At 73.0% G+C, this 19451-nt stretch carries 14 protein-coding genes and 5 pseudogenes; 16 read left to right on the plus strand and 3 right to left on the minus strand.

Annotated elements, in window-relative coordinates:
- Window positions 1-15: 15 nt before the first annotated feature.
- Both miaA and dapF read left to right on the plus strand, forming a co-directional pair.
- The gene (gene miaA, locus ACLQ2V_RS10615) at window positions 16-1032 is read left to right on the plus strand and encodes a tRNA (adenosine(37)-N6)-dimethylallyltransferase MiaA (protein ID WP_425718342.1); all 1017 of its coding nucleotides are present in this window, start codon (window positions 16-18) and stop codon (window positions 1030-1032) included.
- Window positions 1033-1039: 7 nt separating this feature from the next.
- Window positions 1040-1870 (plus strand): diaminopimelate epimerase, encoded by an 831-nt coding sequence (dapF, locus tag ACLQ2V_RS10620; RefSeq protein WP_425718211.1) that lies wholly within the window; start codon window positions 1040-1042, stop codon window positions 1868-1870.
- A gap of 9 nt (window positions 1871-1879) precedes the next feature.
- Here the strand turns inward: dapF and ACLQ2V_RS10625 are convergent, their stop codons facing one another.
- Window positions 1880-3394, minus strand: a complete 1515-nt coding sequence (locus tag ACLQ2V_RS10625) for an NAD-dependent malic enzyme (protein ID WP_425718212.1) — start codon at window positions 3392-3394, stop codon at window positions 1880-1882.
- Window positions 3395-3629: 235 nt separating this feature from the next.
- Between ACLQ2V_RS10625 and hflX the strand changes: the two genes are divergently transcribed.
- Window positions 3630-5084, plus strand: coding sequence for a GTPase HflX (hflX, locus tag ACLQ2V_RS10630; protein WP_425718213.1), 1455 nt, complete (start codon window positions 3630-3632; stop codon window positions 5082-5084).
- A 207-nt stretch (window positions 5085-5291) separates the two neighbouring features.
- Window positions 5292-7166 (plus strand): hypothetical protein, encoded by a 1875-nt coding sequence (locus tag ACLQ2V_RS10635; RefSeq protein ID WP_425718214.1) that lies wholly within the window; start codon window positions 5292-5294, stop codon window positions 7164-7166.
- Between the two features lie 207 nt (window positions 7167-7373).
- Here ACLQ2V_RS10635 and lexA read toward each other — a convergent pair whose 3' ends face one another.
- A complete protein-coding gene (lexA, locus tag ACLQ2V_RS10640) occupies window positions 7374-8159 on the minus strand; it encodes a transcriptional repressor LexA (protein ID WP_425718215.1) in 786 nt (261 codons plus the stop codon).
- Window positions 8160-8718: 559 nt separating this feature from the next.
- Between lexA and nrdR the strand changes: the two genes are divergently transcribed.
- From nrdR to ACLQ2V_RS10695, 11 genes and pseudogenes are all read left to right on the plus strand, one after another.
- On the plus strand, window positions 8719-9234 hold the full coding sequence (nrdR, locus tag ACLQ2V_RS10645) for a transcriptional regulator NrdR (RefSeq protein WP_425718216.1): 516 nt from the start codon (window positions 8719-8721) through the stop codon (window positions 9232-9234).
- Window positions 9235-9298: 64 nt separating this feature from the next.
- Window positions 9299-9772, plus strand: a pseudogene (locus ACLQ2V_RS10650) (vitamin B12-dependent ribonucleotide reductase); the annotation flags it as partial.
- Window positions 9773-10654, plus strand: a pseudogene (locus tag ACLQ2V_RS10655) (LAGLIDADG family homing endonuclease); the annotation flags it as partial.
- Between the two features lie 177 nt (window positions 10655-10831).
- Window positions 10832-12028: pseudogene (locus ACLQ2V_RS10660) on the plus strand (adenosylcobalamin-dependent ribonucleoside-diphosphate reductase); the annotation flags it as partial.
- A 723-nt stretch (window positions 12029-12751) separates the two neighbouring features.
- Window positions 12752-13306 (plus strand): annotated as a pseudogene (locus tag ACLQ2V_RS10665) (LAGLIDADG family homing endonuclease); the annotation flags it as partial.
- A pseudogene (locus ACLQ2V_RS10670) lies at window positions 13307-14548 on the plus strand (vitamin B12-dependent ribonucleotide reductase); the annotation flags it as partial.
- 171 nt (window positions 14549-14719) lie between these two features.
- The gene (locus ACLQ2V_RS10675; RefSeq protein ID WP_425718217.1) at window positions 14720-15136 is read left to right on the plus strand and encodes a type II toxin-antitoxin system HicB family antitoxin; all 417 of its coding nucleotides are present in this window, start codon (window positions 14720-14722) and stop codon (window positions 15134-15136) included.
- A 158-nt stretch (window positions 15137-15294) separates the two neighbouring features.
- Complete coding sequence (locus ACLQ2V_RS10680) at window positions 15295-15558, plus strand: hypothetical protein (RefSeq protein WP_425718218.1); 264 nt, start codon at window positions 15295-15297, stop codon at window positions 15556-15558.
- 95 nt (window positions 15559-15653) lie between these two features.
- Window positions 15654-16604, plus strand: a complete 951-nt coding sequence (locus ACLQ2V_RS10685; protein ID WP_425718219.1) for a DUF2332 domain-containing protein — start codon at window positions 15654-15656, stop codon at window positions 16602-16604.
- Window positions 16605-16704: 100 nt separating this feature from the next.
- Window positions 16705-17373: a class I SAM-dependent DNA methyltransferase gene (locus tag ACLQ2V_RS10690; RefSeq protein ID WP_425718220.1), complete on the plus strand. Its 669-nt coding sequence runs from the start codon at window positions 16705-16707 to the stop codon at window positions 17371-17373.
- A gap of 22 nt (window positions 17374-17395) precedes the next feature.
- A complete protein-coding gene (locus ACLQ2V_RS10695; RefSeq protein WP_425718221.1) occupies window positions 17396-17638 on the plus strand; it encodes a DUF5522 domain-containing protein in 243 nt (80 codons plus the stop codon).
- 77 nt (window positions 17639-17715) lie between these two features.
- Here the strand turns inward: ACLQ2V_RS10695 and ACLQ2V_RS10700 are convergent, their stop codons facing one another.
- The gene (locus ACLQ2V_RS10700) at window positions 17716-18399 is read right to left on the minus strand and encodes a metal-dependent transcriptional regulator (RefSeq protein ID WP_425718222.1); all 684 of its coding nucleotides are present in this window, start codon (window positions 18397-18399) and stop codon (window positions 17716-17718) included.
- 159 nt (window positions 18400-18558) lie between these two features.
- Between ACLQ2V_RS10700 and ACLQ2V_RS10705 the strand changes: the two genes are divergently transcribed.
- Window positions 18559-19407 (plus strand): sulfurtransferase, encoded by an 849-nt coding sequence (locus ACLQ2V_RS10705; protein WP_425718223.1) that lies wholly within the window; start codon window positions 18559-18561, stop codon window positions 19405-19407.
- Window positions 19408-19451: the final 44 nt, after the last annotated feature.

The raw sequence follows: 19451 nt of genomic DNA on the forward strand, positions 1-19451 counted from the left end.
GTGAGCGGCGCCGGCCTGACCGGTCCGGGCGGGACCGGGCCGAGCGGGTCGGGTGCGGGAGCGGCCGGCGCGGGCGGCGACGCACCCGGCGTGAGCGGGCCGGGCGCGGGCGGCGACGGCGGGCGTGGCACGGTCCTGGCGGTGGTCGGGCCGACCGCCGCCGGCAAGTCGGCGCTGAGCATCGCCCTCGCGCACGCCCTGGGCGGCGAGGTGGTCAACGCCGACTCGATGCAGCTCTACCGGGGCCTGGACATCGGCACCGCGAAGCTCACCCCCGCCGAACGGGACGGGGTGCCGCACCACCTGCTCGACATCTGGGAGGTCACCGAGCCGGCCAGCGTCGCGGAGTACCAGCGGCTGGCCCGCGCGGCGATCGACGACATCCTGGCCCGGGGGCGGGTGCCGCTGCTGGTCGGTGGCTCCGGGCTCTACGTGCGGGCGGTGCTGGAGCGCTTCGAGTTCCCCGGCACCGACCCGGCGCTGCGCGAACGGCTGGAGGCGGAGCTGGCCGCCAGCGGCCCGGCCCCCCTCTACGCGCGGCTGCGCGCCGCCGACCCGGTCGCCGCGCAGGGCATCCTGCCCGGCAACGGCCGGCGGATCGTCCGCGCCCTGGAGGTGATCGAGCTGACCGGTGCGCCGTTCACCGCCGCCCTGCCCGAGCCCACCCCGTACTACCCGTCGGTGCAGCTCGGCGTCGACCTGGACACCGCCGCGCTCGACGAGCGGATCGCGCTGCGGGTCGACCGGATGTGGGCCGACGGCCTGGTCGCCGAGACCCGGGAGCTGGTCGGGCGCGGCCTGCCCGAGGGGCGTACGGCCAGCCGGGCGCTGGGGTACCAGCAGGTGCTGCGCCTGCTGGCCGGCGAGCTGACCGACGCGCAGGCGCGCGACGAGACGGTCCGGGCCACCCGGCGTTTCGTCCGCCGGCAGCGCTCCTGGTTCCGCCGCGACCCGCGCATCCACTGGCTGGACTCGGCCGCGCCGGACCTGCTCGCCGAGGCCCTGCGCCGCGCCCCGGCGGCTGCGCGATGATGGGGGCGTGGAGTTCACCAAGGGACATGGCACCGGCAACGACTTCGTCCTCCTGCCCGACCCGGACGGCGCGCTCGACCTGACCCCGGAGTCGGTCGCCGCGCTCTGCGACCGGCGGCGGGGCATCGGCGCGGACGGCGTGCTGCGGGTGGTGCGGGCCGCCAAGCACCCCGACGGCGCCGGGCAGGCCGGCGACGCCGAGTGGTTCATGGACTACTGGAACTCCGACGGGTCGTTCGCCGAGATGTGCGGCAACGGGGCCCGGGTCTTCGTCCGCTACCTGCTGGAGACCGGGCTGGCCACGCCGACCGGCGGGGTGCTGCCGGTGGCCACCCGCGCCGGCCTGGTGCGGGCCCGCGTCGACGGCGACGCCATCGCCGTCGAGATGCGCCGCCCCCGGCTGTACGACACGTCGACCGCCACCCTCGGCGCGCTGACCCTGCCCGGCGCGGCCGTGGACGTCGGCAACCCGCACCTGGTCTGCGCGCTCCCCGGCGGCCTGGACCTGGCCGCCCTGGACCTGACCCGCGCGCCGGAGTTCGACCCCACGATCTTCCCGACCGGCGTCAACGTCGAGTTCACCGCGCCCGGCGACCCGGTCGACGGCACCGACGCGCACGTGCGCATGCGGGTCTACGAGCGCGGCTCGGCGGAGACCCTCTCCTGCGGCACCGGCGCCTGCGCGGTGGCCGCCGTGGCCCTGCGCGACGCCGACCGGGAGACGGGAACGGTGACGGTGGACGTCCCAGGCGGCCGCCTGACGGTGACCATCACCACCGACTCCTGCTGGCTGACGGGCCCCGCCATCCTGGTAGCCACCGGCACCACCACCCGGTAACCCCTGGGATCAGGGGGTGGCGCTGGCGGTGGCGGCGGTGGCGGGGAGGTCGGCCGGGCCCGGGTCGGCGGCGGGGGGCGGGGTCCGGTTCTGGGCGGCGGCGCGGACGGCCGCGGCGACCGCCGGGGCGACCCGGGCGTCGAAGACGCTCGGCACGATCACCGTCGGGTTGATCTTCTCCTCGCCGACCACGTCCGCGATCGCCCGGGCGGCGGCGATCGCCATCTCCTCGGTGAATTCCTCGGCGTGCGCGTCGAGCATGCCCCGGAACACCCCGGGGAAGGCCAGCACGTTGTTGATCTGGTTCGGCTGGTCGGAGCGGCCGGTGGCGACCACCGCGGCGTGCTTGCGCGCCTCCCGGGGATCCACCTCCGGGTCCGGGTTCGCCAGCGCGAAGACGATCGAGTCCTTGGCCATGGTGGCGATGTCGTCGCCGGTGAGCAGGTTCGGGGCGCTGACCCCGATGAAGACGTCCGCGCCGCGCACCGCCCCGGCCAGGTCGCCCGCGTAGTTCTCCTTGTTGGTGTTCTCCGCCAGCCACTGCCAGGCCGGGTTCAGCCCGGTCAGGCCGCGGTGCAGGGCGCCCTGCCGGTCGCACGCGATGATGTCGCCGACGCCCTGGCGCAGCAGCAGCTTCATGATCGCCGTACCGGCCGCGCCGGCCCCGGAGACGACGACCCGCACGTCCGCGAGCTGCTTGCCCACGACGCGCAGCGCGTTGGTCAGCGCGGCCAGCACGCAGATCGCGGTGCCGTGCTGGTCGTCGTGGAAGACCGGGATGTCCAGCAGCTCACGCAGCCGGGCCTCGATCTCGAAGCAGCGCGGCGCGGCGATGTCCTCCAGGTTGATCCCGCCGTACGCGGGCGCGATCGCCTTGACGATCGCCACGATCTCGTCGGTGTCCTGGGTGTCCAGCACCACCGGCCAGGCGTCCACCCCGCCGAAGCGCTTGAACAGCGCCGCCTTGCCCTCCATCACCGGCAGCGACGCGGCCGGCCCGAGGTTGCCCAGGCCGAGCACGGCCGAGCCGTCGCTGACCACGGCGACCGTGTTGCGCTTGATGGTCAGCCGCCGGGCGTCGGCCGGGTTCTCCGCGATCGCCATGCAGACCCGGGCCACCCCCGGGGTGTACGCGCGGGAGAGCTCGTCACGGTTGCGCAGCGCCACCTTCGAGGTGACCTCGATCTTGCCGCCGAGGTGCAGCAGGAAGGTGCGGTCGGAGACCTTGCGCACGTCCACCCCGTCGAGCGCGGTGAGCGCCTCCACCACCTGGTCGGCGTGGCTCGAGTCGGCGGTGTCGCAGGTCAGGTCGACCAGCACGCTGGTGGGGTCGGAGTCGACCACGTCCAGCGCGGTGACGATCGCCCCGGCCTCGCCGACGGAGGTGGTCAGCCGGCCGATGGAGGAGGCGTCCGCGGTCACGGCGATCCGAACGGTGATCGAGAACCCGGCGCTCGGAAGTCGGGTGATGCCCACGGGATTGCCTCCGTCAACGCTGATCGGCGGGTCTGATGTCGCCCGCATTTCTACCCGCCCACCCGAACGCCGTCGCATTCGCCCCCACTTTTGGGCGCCCGCGCGGCGGGCATATAGCGGGTGCGTCCCGCGTTGCTACGTGTCAGGATTGCTGGTACGCGACAGAAAGTCGTCGCTTGCCCGCATAACCAGCAACATGCCGCAAACCAGCAACATGCCGCATAACAAGCAGGATGCCGCAAAAGCCGGCAGGCTTGCCGCACGACGGACAGGGAGGCGCAGCTTGCGCGACCAGGAGACCTTCGTACCCTTCTCAGACGACGACGAGCACGACGCCACCACGGGCGAGTTCGAGCTGTCGGAGCGGCAGGCGCTGCGGCGGGTCCCTGGCCTCTCCACCGAGCTCACCGACGTCACCGAGGTCGAATACCGCCAGCTCCGGCTGGAGCGGGTCGTCCTGGTCGGCGTCTGGACCGAGGGCAGCCAGACCGACGCCGACAACAGCCTCACCGAGCTGGCGGCCCTGGCCGAGACGGCCGGCTCGCAGGTGCTGGAGGGGCTGATCCAGCGGCGCAGCCGCCCCGACCCGGCGACGTACATCGGCCGGGGCAAGGTCGACGACCTCGGGTCGATGGTGCGCTCCTCCGGCGCCGACACCGTGATCTGCGACGGTGAGCTCTCCCCGTCGCAGCTGCGCAACCTGGAGCAGCGCACCAAGGTCAAGGTGGTCGACCGCACCGCGCTGATCCTCGACATCTTCGCCCAGCACGCCAAGAGCAAGGAGGGCAAGGCGCAGGTCGAGCTGGCCCAGCTCGAATACCTGCTGCCCCGGCTGCGTGGTTGGGGCGAGACGCTCTCCCGGCAGAGCGGTGGCTCCGGCCGCGGCGGCGGCGCGGGCGGCGGCGTCGGCCTGCGCGGCCCCGGTGAGACCAAGCTGGAGACCGACCGGCGACGCATCCGCACCCGCATCGCCCGGCTGCGCCGGGAGATCAAGGGCATGAAGACCGTGCGCCAGACCAAGCGCGCCCGCCGCTCCCGCAACGCGGTCCCCGCCGTGGCCATCGCCGGCTACACCAACGCCGGCAAGTCCAGCCTGCTCAACCGGCTGACCAACGCCGGGGTGCTGGTGGAGAACGCCCTGTTCGCCACCCTGGACCCGACCACCCGGCGGGCCACCGCCGAAGACGGTCGCGTCTACACGCTCTCCGACACCGTCGGCTTCGTCCGGCACCTGCCGCACCAGATCGTCGAGGCGTTCCGTTCGACCCTGGAGGAGGTCGCCGACTCCGACCTGGTGGTGCACGTCGTCGACGGCGCCCACCCGGACCCGGAGGAGCAGGTCCGGGCGGTCCGCGAGGTGCTCGCCGAGGTGGGCGCGGACCGGCTGCCCGAGCTGCTGGTGGTCAACAAGACCGACGCGGCCGACGAGGAGACCCTGCTGCGGCTCAAGCGGCTCTGGCCGGATGCCATCTTCGCCTCGGCCCGCTCCGGGCGAGGGATCGACGAGGTGCGGGCGGCCATCGAGGCGCGGCTGCCCCGGCCGGCGGTGGAGATCCGCGCGGTGCTCCCGTACGACCGGGGTGACCTGGTGGCCCGCGTGCACCGGCAGGGCGAGGTGCTCAGCACCGCCCACCTGCCGGAGGGGACGCTGCTGCACGTGCGGGTCGGTGCGGCGCTCGCCGCCGAACTCGGCCCGTTCGTCACGGCCGACACGTTCGTCACCGCCGACGCCCGCTGACGACGTCCCCGGGGCCGGCCTGCCGGCCCCGGGGGCGGCCGGCCCTCGCCCGTCGGCGACGGCACGGCTGCCACCTTCACCGATGCGGGCGACGACGGGCCGGGACCGGCGACGCCGGCCGGACGCGACCGACTGTCGTGAATGGCGACTCAATTTCGGCTCCCCGGCGTGAGCCTGATGGTCAACCGGGCATGCGACACTGACCCCATGCGCCGCGCTGTTTCCTCGGTCACGGTTGCCCTCGGGGTGACCATGGCGCTCTCCGGAGCCACCCTTGCCGCGCCGGCGGTCGCGGCACCCCAGCCGACCCCCGGCAAGAAGCGCTGCACGATCGCCGACGAACGGCTTCGGGAACTCTCCGGCCTGGCGGCCACCCCGCGCGGATACGTGGTGATCAACGACGGCACCGACATCGAGAGCCGCAAGCGGGTCTTCTTCCTCGACACCAAGTGCAAGCTGGCGAGGGAGCCGGTGAGCTACTCGGGCAAGGGCCCGCTCGACACCGAGGACCTGGCGCTCTCGCCGGACGGCAAGACGCTCTGGATCGCCGACATCGGCGACAACATCACCAGCGCCCAGCGGCGCGAGCGGGTGGCGGTGTGGAGCATGCCGGCAGACGGCTCGGCCAGGCCGGTGCTGCACCGCCTCTCCTACCCGGAGAACAAGCCGCACGACGCCGAGGCGCTGCTGATCGGCGACGACGGCAAGCCGCTGATCATCACGAAGGTGGCCAGCGGCAAGGCGCAGATCTTCACCCCGGCGGGGAAGCTCAGGAGCGGCGACACCGCGCCCGTGCCGATGAACAGGGTCGGCGAGGTCTCCCTGCCCAAGACGAACACGCCGAACGTGCTGAACACGATCGGCCGGGTGGCCGTGACCGGCGCCACCCGCTCACCGGACGGCACGAAGGTGGTGCTGCGCACCTACGCTGACGCCTTCGAGTACGAGGTGTCCAACGGCGACATCGTCGGGGCCCTGACCCGTGCCAAGCCCCGGGTGACGCCGCTGACCGACCCGTTCGGCGAGGCGATCGCCTACACGCCGGACGGCAAGTCCTTCCTCACGGTCTCCGACGGCGGCGAACTGGCCCCGGAGGACCCCATCGAGATCCTGTCCTACACGCCGGCCACCACCGGTGCCGAGGCGCTGACCGGCGACGCCGGCCCGGCCAAGCCGGCGGCGAAGAAGTCCTGGATGGAGGGGCTGAGTATCGACGAGATCACCTACCTGATCGCGGCGGTCGGTGTGCTCGGCGCGTTGATGGTCGGTGCGGGCATCTTCGGCATCGTGCGGGCCCGGAAACGCCCCAAGCGGGTCGGCGACCCGAGCGGCAGGCCGGACGGCCCGGAGCGCGACGAGTTTCCGCTCGACGACGAACCCGGTCGCGGTCGTTCCGGCGGCGGCTTCGACGGCGACCGTCCGGGCGGCGGCTACGGCGGCCCGCCGGCGGTCCTCGGCCCGGCGCGGGCGACCTCCGGCGGGGTGTACGGCGGCGCGCCCGCCGTCCCCGGTGCCGGTCGCCCCGGTGCCGGCCGCCCCGCCGTCGCGGGCGTTCGTGCCGACGGTGGCGGTGGCCGTCCCGGCGGTCCGGGCGGTGGCCGTTCCGGCGGCGGCGGTCGTGCCGCTGGTCGTCCGGCGGCCGGCACCGCTCGCCTCGATGGCGGCTCTGGCGGTGGCCCTGGCGTTCCGGGCGGTGGCGGCCGACCCGCCGGTGGCGGTGGCCGGCCGGCCGGTGGTGGCGGGGGACCCGCCGGTCGTGACGGGCGTCCCGCCGGTGGCGGCGGTGGGCGTGGCCAGGGCGGCGGCGTGTACGGCGGCGGCGGAGGCCGTCCCGCCGGTGGCGGCGTGTACGGCGGACAGCCCGCCGGCGGCCCGCCCCCGGGCGGGGGGCAGCCGGGGCGCGACGATCAGGCGGGGCGGGGCGGGCCCCACGGCGGCGGCCGGGCCGAGCCCCCGCGCAGGGGGCAGACCCCCCGGCACCCGCGCGCGGGTCGGCGTGGCGACGGCGGACCCGAGCAGGGGCGGGGTGGCCACGGCCAGGCGCCCGGCGGCGGCCGGGAGTACCGCGGCGACCGCTACTGAGGCCGAACGGTGCCGGCGCCCGTCGGCGGTACGTGTCGAGCATCGGGCGACACCCGGACTTCGTGTGCGGCACGTTGGGGCATCCGCGCGACCGCAGGCCACAATGTGCCGCACACGAAGTCGATCAACTCCTTCGGGACCGGGGCGCCGGTCGGCCAGCCCGCCCGGCCGCCGGCAGCCCCCGCTCGGGGCGCTCCGCGCGGAGGGTCAGATCCGGCGCAGGACGGCGACGACCCGCCCCATGATGGTGGCGTCGTCGCCCGGGATCGGGTCGAAGGCCGGGTTCTGCGGCATCAGCCAGACGTGGCCGTCGCGGTGCCGGTAGGTCTTCACGGTCGCCTCGCCGTCGAGCATCGCCGCGACGATCTCGCCGGAGTCGGCGTTCGGCTGCTGGCGGACCACCACCCAGTCCCCGTCGCAGATCGCGGCGTCGAGCATCGAGTCGCCCTTGACCTGGAGCATGAAGACCTCGCCCTCGCCCACCAGCTCGCGCGGGAGGGGGAAGATGTCCTCCACCGCCTGCTCGGCGAGGATCGGCCCACCGGCGGCGATCCGGCCCAGCATCGGCACGTACGCCGGGGTGGGCCGCTGCGAGCGGGACGCCTCGTCGTCGATCATGTCGCTGGGGGCGCGGACGTCCACCGCGCGCGGCCGGTTCGGGTCGCGGCGCAGGAAGCCCTTCTTCTCCAGCTCCTTGAGCTGGTAGGCGACGCTGGACGGGCTGACCAGGCCGACGGCCTCGCCGATCTCGCGCACGCTCGGCGGGTACCCGTGCCGCTCGACCCAGGTGCGGATGAACTCCAGGATCCGGCGCTGGCGGGCGGTGAGGTCGACCGTGGCCGGGTCGGGGAAGCTGCTGACCACCGGGGTGACCGCGCGGACGGCCGGCTGTCCGGTCCGGCTGCGCGCGGCGCGGGGGCGCCGGGCGGCCGGCGGACCCGCCTCGGCGATCTGCTGCGGGTTCTTCGGCCGGCTGGCCCGATCCTCGGTCACGTCCGTCCTCCCTGGTCGGCGCTGGGTGCCTCGGCGGCTCGTGGTGCGCGCGGGGTGTCTCGGCCGGTCCGGCGGCTTCCCGCCGAGCCCGGTCGTTCCTGACCGTATAGGTGGCCTCGGTCATTTTCAAACATCTGTACGACCTTTGCCGGCGTGTCGGCTTGGAAAAGCGAGAAATCCGAACACCTGTTCTGATAAATGGTACGCGGTGTCGAACATCCGTTCGACCGTCGGCCGCTCCGCTCGCGATCGGTCGTTGCGGCGTGACCGGGCCGGCGCTGCCCCGTTGAGCCATCGGCGGGGCAGCGGGCAGGGGGTGCGGGGGTGATTCTGGCGACTCGCCGGACACGCCGACGAACTTGACCACGGTCGGCGGGGCGCATACCGTCGACCCCTAGATGTAGTAGTCACACGGGCGTAAGTCGCCTACAGGTTGGGTTCAACTACCGACCGCACTTCCCGCTACCGTTCCCGGCGGCGACCCATGCACGGGTCGGCGCCGCGGTTCCGCGTGCCCGGAGTGCCCGGTGGTCCCGCCGTCGATGAAGGAGGTCAGGCGATGCGCTGCCCATATTGCCGCCACGCCGACTCCCGGGTCGTCGACTCGCGGGAGGCCGACGACGGCCAGTTGATCCGCCGGCGGCGCTCCTGCACCGAGTGCGGCAAGCGGTTCACCACCCACGAGGAGGCGGTGCTGGCGGTGGTCAAGCGCAGCGGGGTGACCGAGCCGTTCAGCCGCATCAAGATCATTGGCGGGGTGCGCAAGGCGTGCCAGGGGCGGCCGGTCGACGAGGACTCGATCGCCCTGCTCGCCCAGAAGGTCGAGGAGACCGTCCGGGCCAAGGGCGCCGCCGAGATCCCCAGCCACGACGTGGGCCTGGCGATCCTGGGCCCGCTGCGCGAGCTGGACGAGGTGGCGTACCTCCGCTTCGCCAGCGTCTACCGCTCGTTCGACTCGCTAGCCGACTTCGAGCGCGAGATCGAGATGTTGCGCGCCGCCGCCCGCGCCCGGGAGGGCGCCGGGGCGGAGGGTGCTGCCGGGGCGGCGGCGGGGGCCGCCGGCCGTACCAACTGATTTTTTCTGGTTTCTGACAGTGCGACGCGCGGCGGGTGGCCGCGCAGACGAGGGGGCGGATGAGATGGCGGGGGACGGCGTGACAGCCAGCCGAACGCGGACCAAGGCCGGTGCCGGTGCCGGGCTGAAGATCGAGCGGGTGTGGACCACCGACGGGGTCCACCCGTACGACGAGGTGGCGTGGGAGCGCCGCGACGTCGTGATGACGAACTGGCGGGACGGCTCGATCAACTTCGAGCAGCGCGGGGTGGAGTTCCCCGAGTCCTGGAGCGTCAACGCGGCGAACATCGTGACCACCAAGTACTTCCGGGGCGCGGTGGGCACCCCGGAGCGGGAGTGGTCGCTGCGGCAGCTCATCGACCGGGTCGTCGACACCTACCGGGCGGCCGGCGAGCAGCACGGCTACTTCGCCACCACCGCCGACGCCGAGGTCTTCGGCCAGGAGCTGACCTGGATGCTGCTGCACCAGGTGTTCAGCTTCAACTCGCCGGTCTGGTTCAACGTCGGCACGCCCTCGCCCCAGCAGGTCAGCGCGTGCCTGCCGTACGACTCGCTGGTCAGCACGCCCGCCGGCCTGGTGCCGATCGGCAAGCTGGTCGAGGAGAACGCCGTCGGGACCAAGGTGTACGACGGCACCGGCCTGACCGGGATCGTCGCCGTCAAGGCCAACGGGGTGCGCGAGGTCATCCGACTGCACACCAAGGCGGGCTACCAGCTCGACGTCACGCCCGACCACGTGGTGTGGAAGAGCACGGGCGACGGCACGGGCCACTGGGTCGAGGCCGGCACGCTCGCCCCCGGCGACAGGCTGGAGTGGCACCGCACGTACGCCTACGGCGAGAGCGAGATCGACCTGCGGGAGATCCGCGAGGCCGCGCTCGCCGGCTGGTTGCAGTCCGACGGCTTCGTCGGCCAGTACGACCACGGCACCAACCGGTCGTTGACGATCGAGGCGATGACCGTCAACGACGACGAGCTGGACTGGGTCACCGGCACCTTCGACGAGGTCTTCGGCGACGCGCACCGGCACGAGCGCACGGTGACGACGCAGAGCGACGAGCTGGACTGCCGGCGTACCCGCCTCTACGGCGAGCACCTGCGCCCGTTCGTGCAGAAGTGGGACCTGCTCACCCGCGGCGCCGACATGGAGGTGCCGCAGCAGCTCTTCACCGCGCCGCTGCCGGTCGTGGCGGCGTACCTGCGCAGCATCTTCCAGGCCGAGGGTTACGTCTCGGCGCGCGAGCAGTCGACGCTCGTCGCGGTGGACATGGTCTCGGAGAAGCTCATCCGGGGGGTGCAGAGCCTGCTGCTGCGCTTCGGGATCTTCTCCCGCGTCGGGCCTAAGCCGGACCCCCGCCCGAACCGCCAGGGCTGCTGGTCGGTCCGGATCCAGAACGACGGCGACCGGGACCTCTTCGCCACCCACATCGGGTTCGTCGGCGCGGAGAAGATGGCCAAGCTCGAGGAGAGCTTCGCCAAGGCCGGCCGGTCGGCCGGTGGCGTCAAGCGGCTGGAGATCGACCGCGTCGAGCCGCTCGGCGCGATGGAGGTCTACGACATCCAGACGGAGAGCGGCGAGTTCCTCGCCGGAAACCTGCGGGTGCACAACTGCTTCATCCTGGCCGTCGACGACTCGATGGACTCGATCCTCGACTGGTACAAGGAGGAGGGGCTGATCTTCAAGGGCGGCTCCGGCTCCGGGGTCAACCTCTCCCGGATCCGCTCCTCCCGGGAGCTGCTCTCCTCCGGCGGCAACGCCTCCGGCCCGGTCAGCTTCATGCGCGGCGCGGACGCCTCCGCCGGCACCATCAAGTCCGGCGGCGCCACCCGGCGCGCGGCCAAGATGGTCATCCTCGACGTGGACCACCCGGACATCCAGGAGTTCGTGGTCACCAAGGCGCGTGAGGAGGACAAGATCCGCGCGCTGCGCGACGCCGGCTTCGACATGGACCTCGGCGGCTCCGACATCGTCAGCGTGCAGTACCAGAACGCCAACAACTCGGTCCGGGTCTCCGACGAGTTCATGTCGGCGGTGGAGCACGGCGGCGGCTTCGACCTGCGCGGCCGGCTCGACGGGCAGACCATCGAGACCGTCGACGCCAAGAAGCTGTTCCGCACGATCGCGCAGGCCGCCTGGGAGTGCGCCGACCCGGGCCTGCAGTACGACGACACGATCAACGACTGGCACACCTGCCCGGAGACCGGGCGGATCACCGCGTCGAACCCGTGCTCGGAGTACCTGCACCTGGACAACTCCTCGTGCAACCTGGCCTCGCTGAACCTGATGAAGTTCCTCCGCGCCGACGGCAACTTCGAGGTGGAGAAGTTCGTCCGCTCGGTCGAGTTCGTCATCACCGCCATGGACATCTCGATCTGCTTCGCCGACTTCCCGACCGAGAAGATCGGCGAGACGACCCGCGCCTACCGGCAGCTCGGCATCGGCTACGCCAACCTCGGCGCGCTGCTGATGGCCTCCGGCCTGCCGTACGACTCGGAGCAGGGGCGCTCGGTCGCCGCCGCGATCACCTCGCTGATGAACGCCACCGCGTACCGCCGCTCCGCCGAGCTGGCCGGGATCGTGGGCGCGTACGACGGCTACGCCCGCAACGCCGAGCCGCACAAGCGGGTCATGCGCAAGCACGCCGCCGCCAACGACGAGATCAAGCCGACCAGCACGGTGGCGACCGCGCTCGTCCGCGAGGCGACGAAGCAGTGGACCCAGGGCAACAAGATCGGCGACCGGGTCGGCTGGCGCAACTCTCAGGCCAGTGTGCTCGCACCGACCGGGTGTCTCACCGCCGACACGATGGTGACCACGGACCGGGGGCTGATGCGCCTCGGCGAGATCGGCGACGTCTACGGCGACCGCTGGCAGGACCTGGACATGCGGGTCTCCACCGATGAGGGCGCACGCGAGGCCACGAAGTTCTTCGTCAACGGGGAGGAGCCGACCCGTCGGGTCGTCACCGATGGCGGCTACCGGATCCAGGGCACGCTGGCGCACCGGATCAAGGTCGTCGACCCGGTGACGGGCGAGTGGGTCTGGAAGCGGATGGCGGAGGTCGCCGCGGGCGACTTGGTGCCGATCCAGCTCGGCACCCTGGTGGGCGAGCCACGGCGGGTGCCGCTTCCGGTGCTCGACCAGGCGTACTACACCGATGACCGGCGGGTGCACGTGCCCGACTCGGTGGACGCGGAGCTGGCCGAGTTGGTCGGCTACTTCATGGGCGACGGCAGCCTGCACGCCAAGGGCCTCCGGTTCTGCGTGGCGGACACCGACCTGGACGTCGTCGAGCGCCTTCGGGTGCTCGGCAAGGGGCTCTTCGGTCTGGAGCCGGTGGTGACGGCGCAGACGGGTTACCAGGAGGTGACCCTGCAGTCGGTGCGGCTTGCCCGGTGGTGGCAGGCGGCCGGCTTCGCCAAGACGCTGCCGGACGTCGGGCACAGCGGCAAGGGCTGGGTGCCCCGGGTCCCGTCGGCCCTGCTGGAGACCAACGACGTCACCGTGTACGCGGCCTTCCTGCGCGGCCTCTTCGAGGCCGACGGGACGGTGGTGGCCGGTGTGCCGTCGCTGTCGACGGCGTCCGACTCCTTCGCCACCGAGGTGCGTACCCTGCTGCTGACGCTCGGGATGGCGACGACCACCCGCCGGACGACCAGCGGCATGGGCTCGGACATGTGGCAGATCCGGTTGCGCAACATGGAGCACGCGGTCGGGTTCGAGGAGATCGTCGGCTTCATCGGTGACCGCAAGGCTCGCCTCCTGGTGATCGAGCCGACGCAGACGGGCAACCGGGACCGGATCCACCTGCCTCGCGACGTGTGGGAGCTGCTGGCGCCGGTCGGGCACGAGCTGCGTGACGCGGTGGTCCAGTCGCTGCGCAAGACCGGCGGCGTGCCTCGCGGGGTGGCCATGCGGCTGTTCGGCGAGACCGGCGACGACCGGCTCGGTCAGGCGCTCGGGTACCTCTTCGAGGCGGTCGCCGCGAACGAGGACGGCGGAGTCCAGCCGACGTACGACCTCTCGGTGCCGGCGAACGTCACCTACGTGGCGTCCGGTTTCGTCAGTCACAACACCATCGGTCTGATGATGGACTGCGACACGACCGGCGTTGAGCCCGATCTGGCGCTGGTCAAGTTCAAGAAGCTGGTCGGCGGCGGCTCGATGCAGATCGTCAACCAGACGGTGCCGCGCGCCCTGCGCAGCCTCGGCTACCCCGAGGAGCAGGTCGAGGCGATCGTCGAGCACATCGCCGACCACGGCCACGTCATCGACGCCCCCGGGCTGAAGCCGGAGCACTACCCGGTCTTCGACTGCGCCATGGGCGAGCGCTCCATCGCGCCGATGGGGCACGTGCGGATGATGGCGGCGGTCCAGCCGTTCATCTCCGGGGCGATCTCCAAGACGGTCAACATGCCGGAGCAGGCGACCGTCGAGGACGTCGAGAAGATCTACTTCGAGGGCTGGAAGCTCGGCCTCAAGGCGCTGGCCATCTACCGGGACAACTGCAAGGTCGGCCAGCCGCTATCGGTGGCCAAGCCGAACAAGACGGTCGCCGCCGTCGAGGCCCCGGCCGAGGTGGAGAAGGTCGTCGAGAAGGTCGTCGAGTACCGCCCGGTGCGCAAGCGGCTGCCGAAGAAGCGCCCGTCGCAGACGGTCAGCTTCTCCGTCGGCGGTGCCGAGGGTTACCTGACGGCGTCGTCGTACCCCGACGACGGCCTCGGCGAGGTCTTCCTCAAGATGTCGAAGCAGGGCTCGACGCTGGCCGGCGTGATGGACGCCTTCTCGGTGGCCATCTCCATCGGCCTGCAGTACGGGGTGCCGCTGGAGACGTACGTCAGCAAGTTCACCAACATGCGCTTCGAGCCGGCCGGCATGACCGACGACCCGGACGTGCGGATGGCCGCCTCGGTGATGGACTACATCTTCCGTCGCCTGGCCCTGGACTTCCTGCCGTACGAGCGCCGCGCCGAGCTGGGCATCTTCACCGCCAAGGAGCGGGCCGCCCAGTTGCGGGCCGAGGCGGAGGCGGAGAGCGCCTCGGTCAGCGGGGAGCTGACCGCGATGGCGGCCTCCGCCCCGATGGCGACGCCCGAGCCGAAGACCGGCCCGATCGCCCAGCCGGCGCAGGAGATGGCCGACGTCGCCGCCGCCAAGCCGGCACCGTCGGTCGGCTCCAGCACCGAGCTGCTGGAGGCCGTGATCGGCAAGGCCGCCGACGCACCGCTCTGCTTCACCTGCGGTACGAAGATGCGCCCGGCCGGCAGCTGCTACGTCTGCGAGGGCTGCGGCTCCACGAGCGGCTGCAGCTGACAGCAGTGAACCACCTCCGGCCTCGCCGGGCCGGGGGCTGGTGAACACGTCGGCGGTCGGGACCACGGTCCCGGCCGCCGACGTCGTTCCACGGGCTTCACCTCCCAAGTACGTGAAGTACTTGACGTACTTGCGCTGCTTGGGCATGCTCTGACGGAGAGGGGGGCGGTAATGGCAGGTGTGCACTACGACAGCTACACGGACGCCCGCGCGCATTTGAAGGATCTGCTGGATGTGGCAGAGCGGGGCGGGGTTGCTACGGTCCGCCGCGACACCCGCCGTACGGCGCTCGTGGACCAGGAGCGGCTTCGGTACTTCCTTGCCTCGGTGACCCCGTCGAACGCGCAGGTGGTCCCCGAAGAGGGCGGCTGGTCGGTCTTTCTCCCGGGCCATCCGGTGGCGGCGGACGGGGCCACTTTCGACGAGGCGATCGACGAGATGATCCTCGCCCTGCGCGAATACGCGGAGGATTGGCAGGACCGGCTGCTCAACGCGCCGAACCACGCCGACAACTGGGCTCTGGTGCAGTTGGTGAGTCTCAGCGACGACGCCCAACTGCGCGATTGGCTGGTCGGGTCGCAGCGATGAGCTGGCCGCCGCCGACGCGACAACATCACGATTCGTTCTGCCGCAACGAAGGATGGCAGCGGGTCCGCGATGCCCGAGGGCGCACCGGCACCCACCACGTGACGTATGAACTCAGCCTGAAGGATGGGCGCATTCTCCGGACCAGGATCTCGCACCCGGTGGATCGGAGCACCTACGGCCCGGCGCTCTGGAGCCACATCCTGCGAGACCAGCTCCAGGTCTCCGAAGGCGAGTTCTGGAACTGCGTACGGGACCGGGACCTACCGCACCGTGGCGGGCCCTCGGTGCCGGCGGAGGCCCTGCCGGCGGAGCTGGTCCATCTGCTCATCGCCCGCGTCGGTCTCGACGAGTCGACGGTAGCGGCGATGAGCAAGGAGGCAGCCGTGGCCCGGCTGCAGCGGTACTGGACCGAGGGCAGCTGAGCCCCTGCCCGCAGCCACGAGTCGGCTCGCGGGCCTGCCGCCTGTGGTCGAGTTGAGGGCCCACTGAGCGCGAGGGTCTCCACTAGCCTGTCCCGGTGACCCGGGAGAAGACGAGCACCGCCGCCACCTACGCCGCGTTCGCCGCCCGGGAGGCGCGCGGCGTGTCACCCGCGTACGAGCGGCTGGCCCTGGCGGTCTCCCGCGACGACGCGCTGCTCGCGCTGCTCGACCTGCTTCCGCCGGCGCGGCGGCAGCCGAACCTGCTCTTCGGCGTCGTCCGGTTGCTCGGCGGCCCGGTCGAGGACCCGGCGGCGTTCCGCGACTTCGCGGTGGCGCACTGGTCGGCGATCGAGGCGGAGCTGCGGGTCCGGGTGACCCAGACCAACGAGGCCGGGCGGTGCGCAGTGCTGCTGCCGGTGCTCGCCGCGCTGCCGCAGCCGCTCGCCCTGCTGGAGGTGGGGGCGTCCGCCGGGCTCTGCCTCTACCCCGACCGGTACGCCTACCGCTACGGTGATCATCTGCTCGGCGCGGGTGAGCCGGTGCTGGAGTGCGCGCTCACCGGGACGGCCCCGCCGCAGCGCCGCCCCGAGGTGGTGTGGCGGGCCGGCCTGGACCTGAACCCGCTCGACGTCACCGACCCGGCCGACGTGGCGTGGCTGGACGCGCTCATCTGGCCCGAGCACGCCCACCGGCGGGCCCGGCTGCGGGCCGTCGCGTCGATCGCGGCGGCCGACCCGCCGCTGCTGGTCCGCGGCGATCTGGTCGACGACCTGCCGGCCCTGGCCGCGCGGGCGCCGGCCGACGCAACCCTGGTGGTCTTCCACACCGCCGTGCTCTACCTGGTGCCGCCGTCGCGCCGGGTGGCGTTCGCCGAGACGGTACGCGCCCTGCCCGGCCACTGGGTCGCCAACGAGACGGCCGAGGTGCTGGGCCGCGACGGCCTGCCCGAGCCGCCGGACGACACGCTGCACAACCTGCTGACCCTGGACGACCGGCCGCTGGCCTGGACCCGCCCGCACGGCCAGGCGCTCACATGGTTCGGCTGACGACCGCCCGCCGCGCTGCTTGTCTGCCGCCCGCCAAAGGGCAACCGCCGCCTGTGTCGGGGCCGCCACCGCGCGCGGCCGGCGGCTAGGGTTGCCGGCCATGGGGGAGCCGGAGTGGTTACGGGAAACCCGAGTCGCGTACGACACGGTGGCGGTCGACTATGCCCGGCTGATCCACGGCGAGCTGGCGGGCAAGCCGCTGGAACGGGCGATGCTGGCCACCTTCGCGGAGCTGGTCGAGGGCAGCGGGCCGGTCGGCGGCACGAGGCCGGTCGTCGACGTCGGCTGCGGCACCGGCCGGATCACTGCCCACCTGCGCGACCTGGGGCTGACCGTGGCCGGGCTCGACCTCTCCCCGGGGATGGTCGCGGTGGCCCGGGACGCCTGGCCGGGGCTGCGCTTCGGCGTCGGCTCGATGACCGACCTGCCGCTGCCCGACGACAGCCTCGGCGGCCTGGTCGCCTGGTACTCGATCATCCACCTGCCGCCGGAGCTGCTGCCCGGCGTCTTCGCGGGTTTCCGTCGGGTGCTCGCCCCGGGCGGGTGGCTGCTGCTCGCCTTCAAGGCCGGCGACGAGCGCTTCCGCCTCGCCCAGGCGTACGGCCATGCCGTCTCCTACGACGTTCACTGGCTGCCGCCGGAGCGGATCGCCGCGCAGCTCGTCGAGGCGGGGTTCGCCGTGCACGCCCGCCTGCTACGCGAGCCCGAAGGGTACGAGCGCGGCCCGCAGGCGTACCTGATCGCCCGCCGGCCGGGCGGGGAGCGGTAGGGAGGGTGCCTACACTGCGGCGGTGAGTGGGAAGCGGTTGCCGTTGGCGCCCCGTGCGTTGACCGAGCCGCACCCGTCGCGGCTGCCGCCGCAGCACCCGGGTCGCAGCCGGATCCTGGCCGCGCATGCCGCCGCCCTGGCCTCGGGCGAGGCCGGCTACCCCGACCCGGAGAGCGGCCTGTTCGTCCTGACGGCGGCCTTCTTGGCCGGCCGGGGCACCTGCTGCGGGCGCGGCTGCCGACACTGCCCGTACGTCACCGACTGAGCACCCTGGCGGGGACAGGCCCGCCCGGTGTCGGAGGGACACCGGGCGGGGCAGAGCTGTCAGCGATGGATGGATCGTCAGTGGGCGGCGACGAAGACCCGGGAGGCGACCTCGCGGGGCAGCCGGATCCGGTCGCCGGAGCGGTTGATGAAGACCCCGTCGCGCTCCTGGGCCACGGTGACCGTGGCACCGGGGTCGACCCCGGCGGCGTGCAGTTGGCGCAGCACGCCCGCGTCGGTCTGCACGCTCTCGCAGATGCGCCGGACCACGACCGAGCCGGTGAGCCCGGGGAACGCCAGGTTGCGCTCGCCTTCGCTGCCGTCGGCCGGCTGCCCGGCGGGGCCCAGCTCGTCCAGCCCCGGGATGGGGTTGCCGTACGGGGAGCGGGTCGGCTGGTTGAGCAGGTCGTAGACCCGCTTCTCCACCGCGTCGCTCATCACGTGCTCCCATCGGCAGGCCTCCTCGTGGGCCTCCTCGTAGGGCATCCCGATGACGTTGACCAGCAGCAGCTCGGCGAGCCGGTGCTTGCGCATCACCGACACGGCGGCGGCCCGCCCCGCCGGGGTCAGCGCCAGGTGCCGGTCGCCCTCGACGGTGAGCAGCCCGTCGCGCTCCATCCGCGCGACCGTCTGGCTGACGGTGGGGCCGCTCTGCCGCAGTCGCTCGGCGATGCGGGCACGCAGCGGCGGCACACCCTCCTCCTCCAGCTCGAGGATGGTGCGCAGGTACATCTCCGTCGTATCTACCAGATCGTGCTTCATCCGATTTGCCAACCTTCTCCGGCGGGAATCGAACGATAGGTCGCGTCGACCAGGCCATTCACGTCTCTGACCTCCCGGCTGTCGATGATACCCCGGTCAACGGACAACCTTCCGGGACGAAACGCGAGGTCGCCGCCTTGATGGTGTTGACTGGACGCCATGTCCGGTAACGAGGAACCGCTGGTCGAGGCCGACCGGCTCGCGGCCGAGCTCGACCGCGCCGACCCGCCCGCCCTGCTCGACGTGCGCTGGCGGCTCGCCGGCCCGCCCGGCCGCGACGACTACGCCGCCGGCCACCTCCCCGGCGCCGTCTTCGTCGACCTGGACGCCGTGCTCTGCGGCCCGCCCGGCCCCGCCGGCCGGCACCCGCTGCCCGACCCCGCCGTCCTGCAGGCCGCGCTGCGGGCCGCCGGGGTCCGCGCCGGTCACCCCGTCGTCGTGTACGACGGCGGCGACGGCCTCGCCGCCGCCCGCGCCTGGTGGACGCTGCGCTGGGCCGGCCACCAGCGGGTCCGGGTGCTGCACGGCGGCTTCCCGGCCTGGGTGGCCGCCGGGCGGCCGGTGAGCACCGGGGTGCCCACCCCGACGCCCGGCGACGTGACGGTCCGGCCGGGGGCGCTGCCGGTGCTGGACACCGACGCCGCCGCCGCGCTCGCCGCCGCCGACGCCGGGGTGCTGCTCGACGTGCGGGCCGCCGCCCGCTACCGGGGCGAGCACGAGCCCGTCGACCCCGTGGCCGGGCACGTGCCAGGCGCGGTGAACGTGCCGGCCGGCGAGTACGTCGCCCCGGACGGGCGCTTCGCGTCCCCGGCCGCGCTGCGGGCCCGGTTCGCCGCCGCCGGCGTCGACGAGGCCACGCCGGTCGGGGCGTACTGCGGCTCCGGGGTGACCGCCGCGCAGGCCGTGCTCGCCCTGCACCTGGCCGGCCGGCCGGACGCCGCCCTCTACGTCGGCTCCTGGAGCAACTGGGTCGCCGACCCGGCCCGCCCCGTCGCCACCGGCGACTGACCGCCCGCGCGACCTGCGGCCGCGCCCGCGTCGCCCGCCTCGCC

The sequence above is a fragment of the Micromonospora sp. DT233 genome (genome assembly GCF_049841815.1).
GTDB lineage: Bacteria > Actinomycetota > Actinomycetes > Mycobacteriales > Micromonosporaceae > Micromonospora.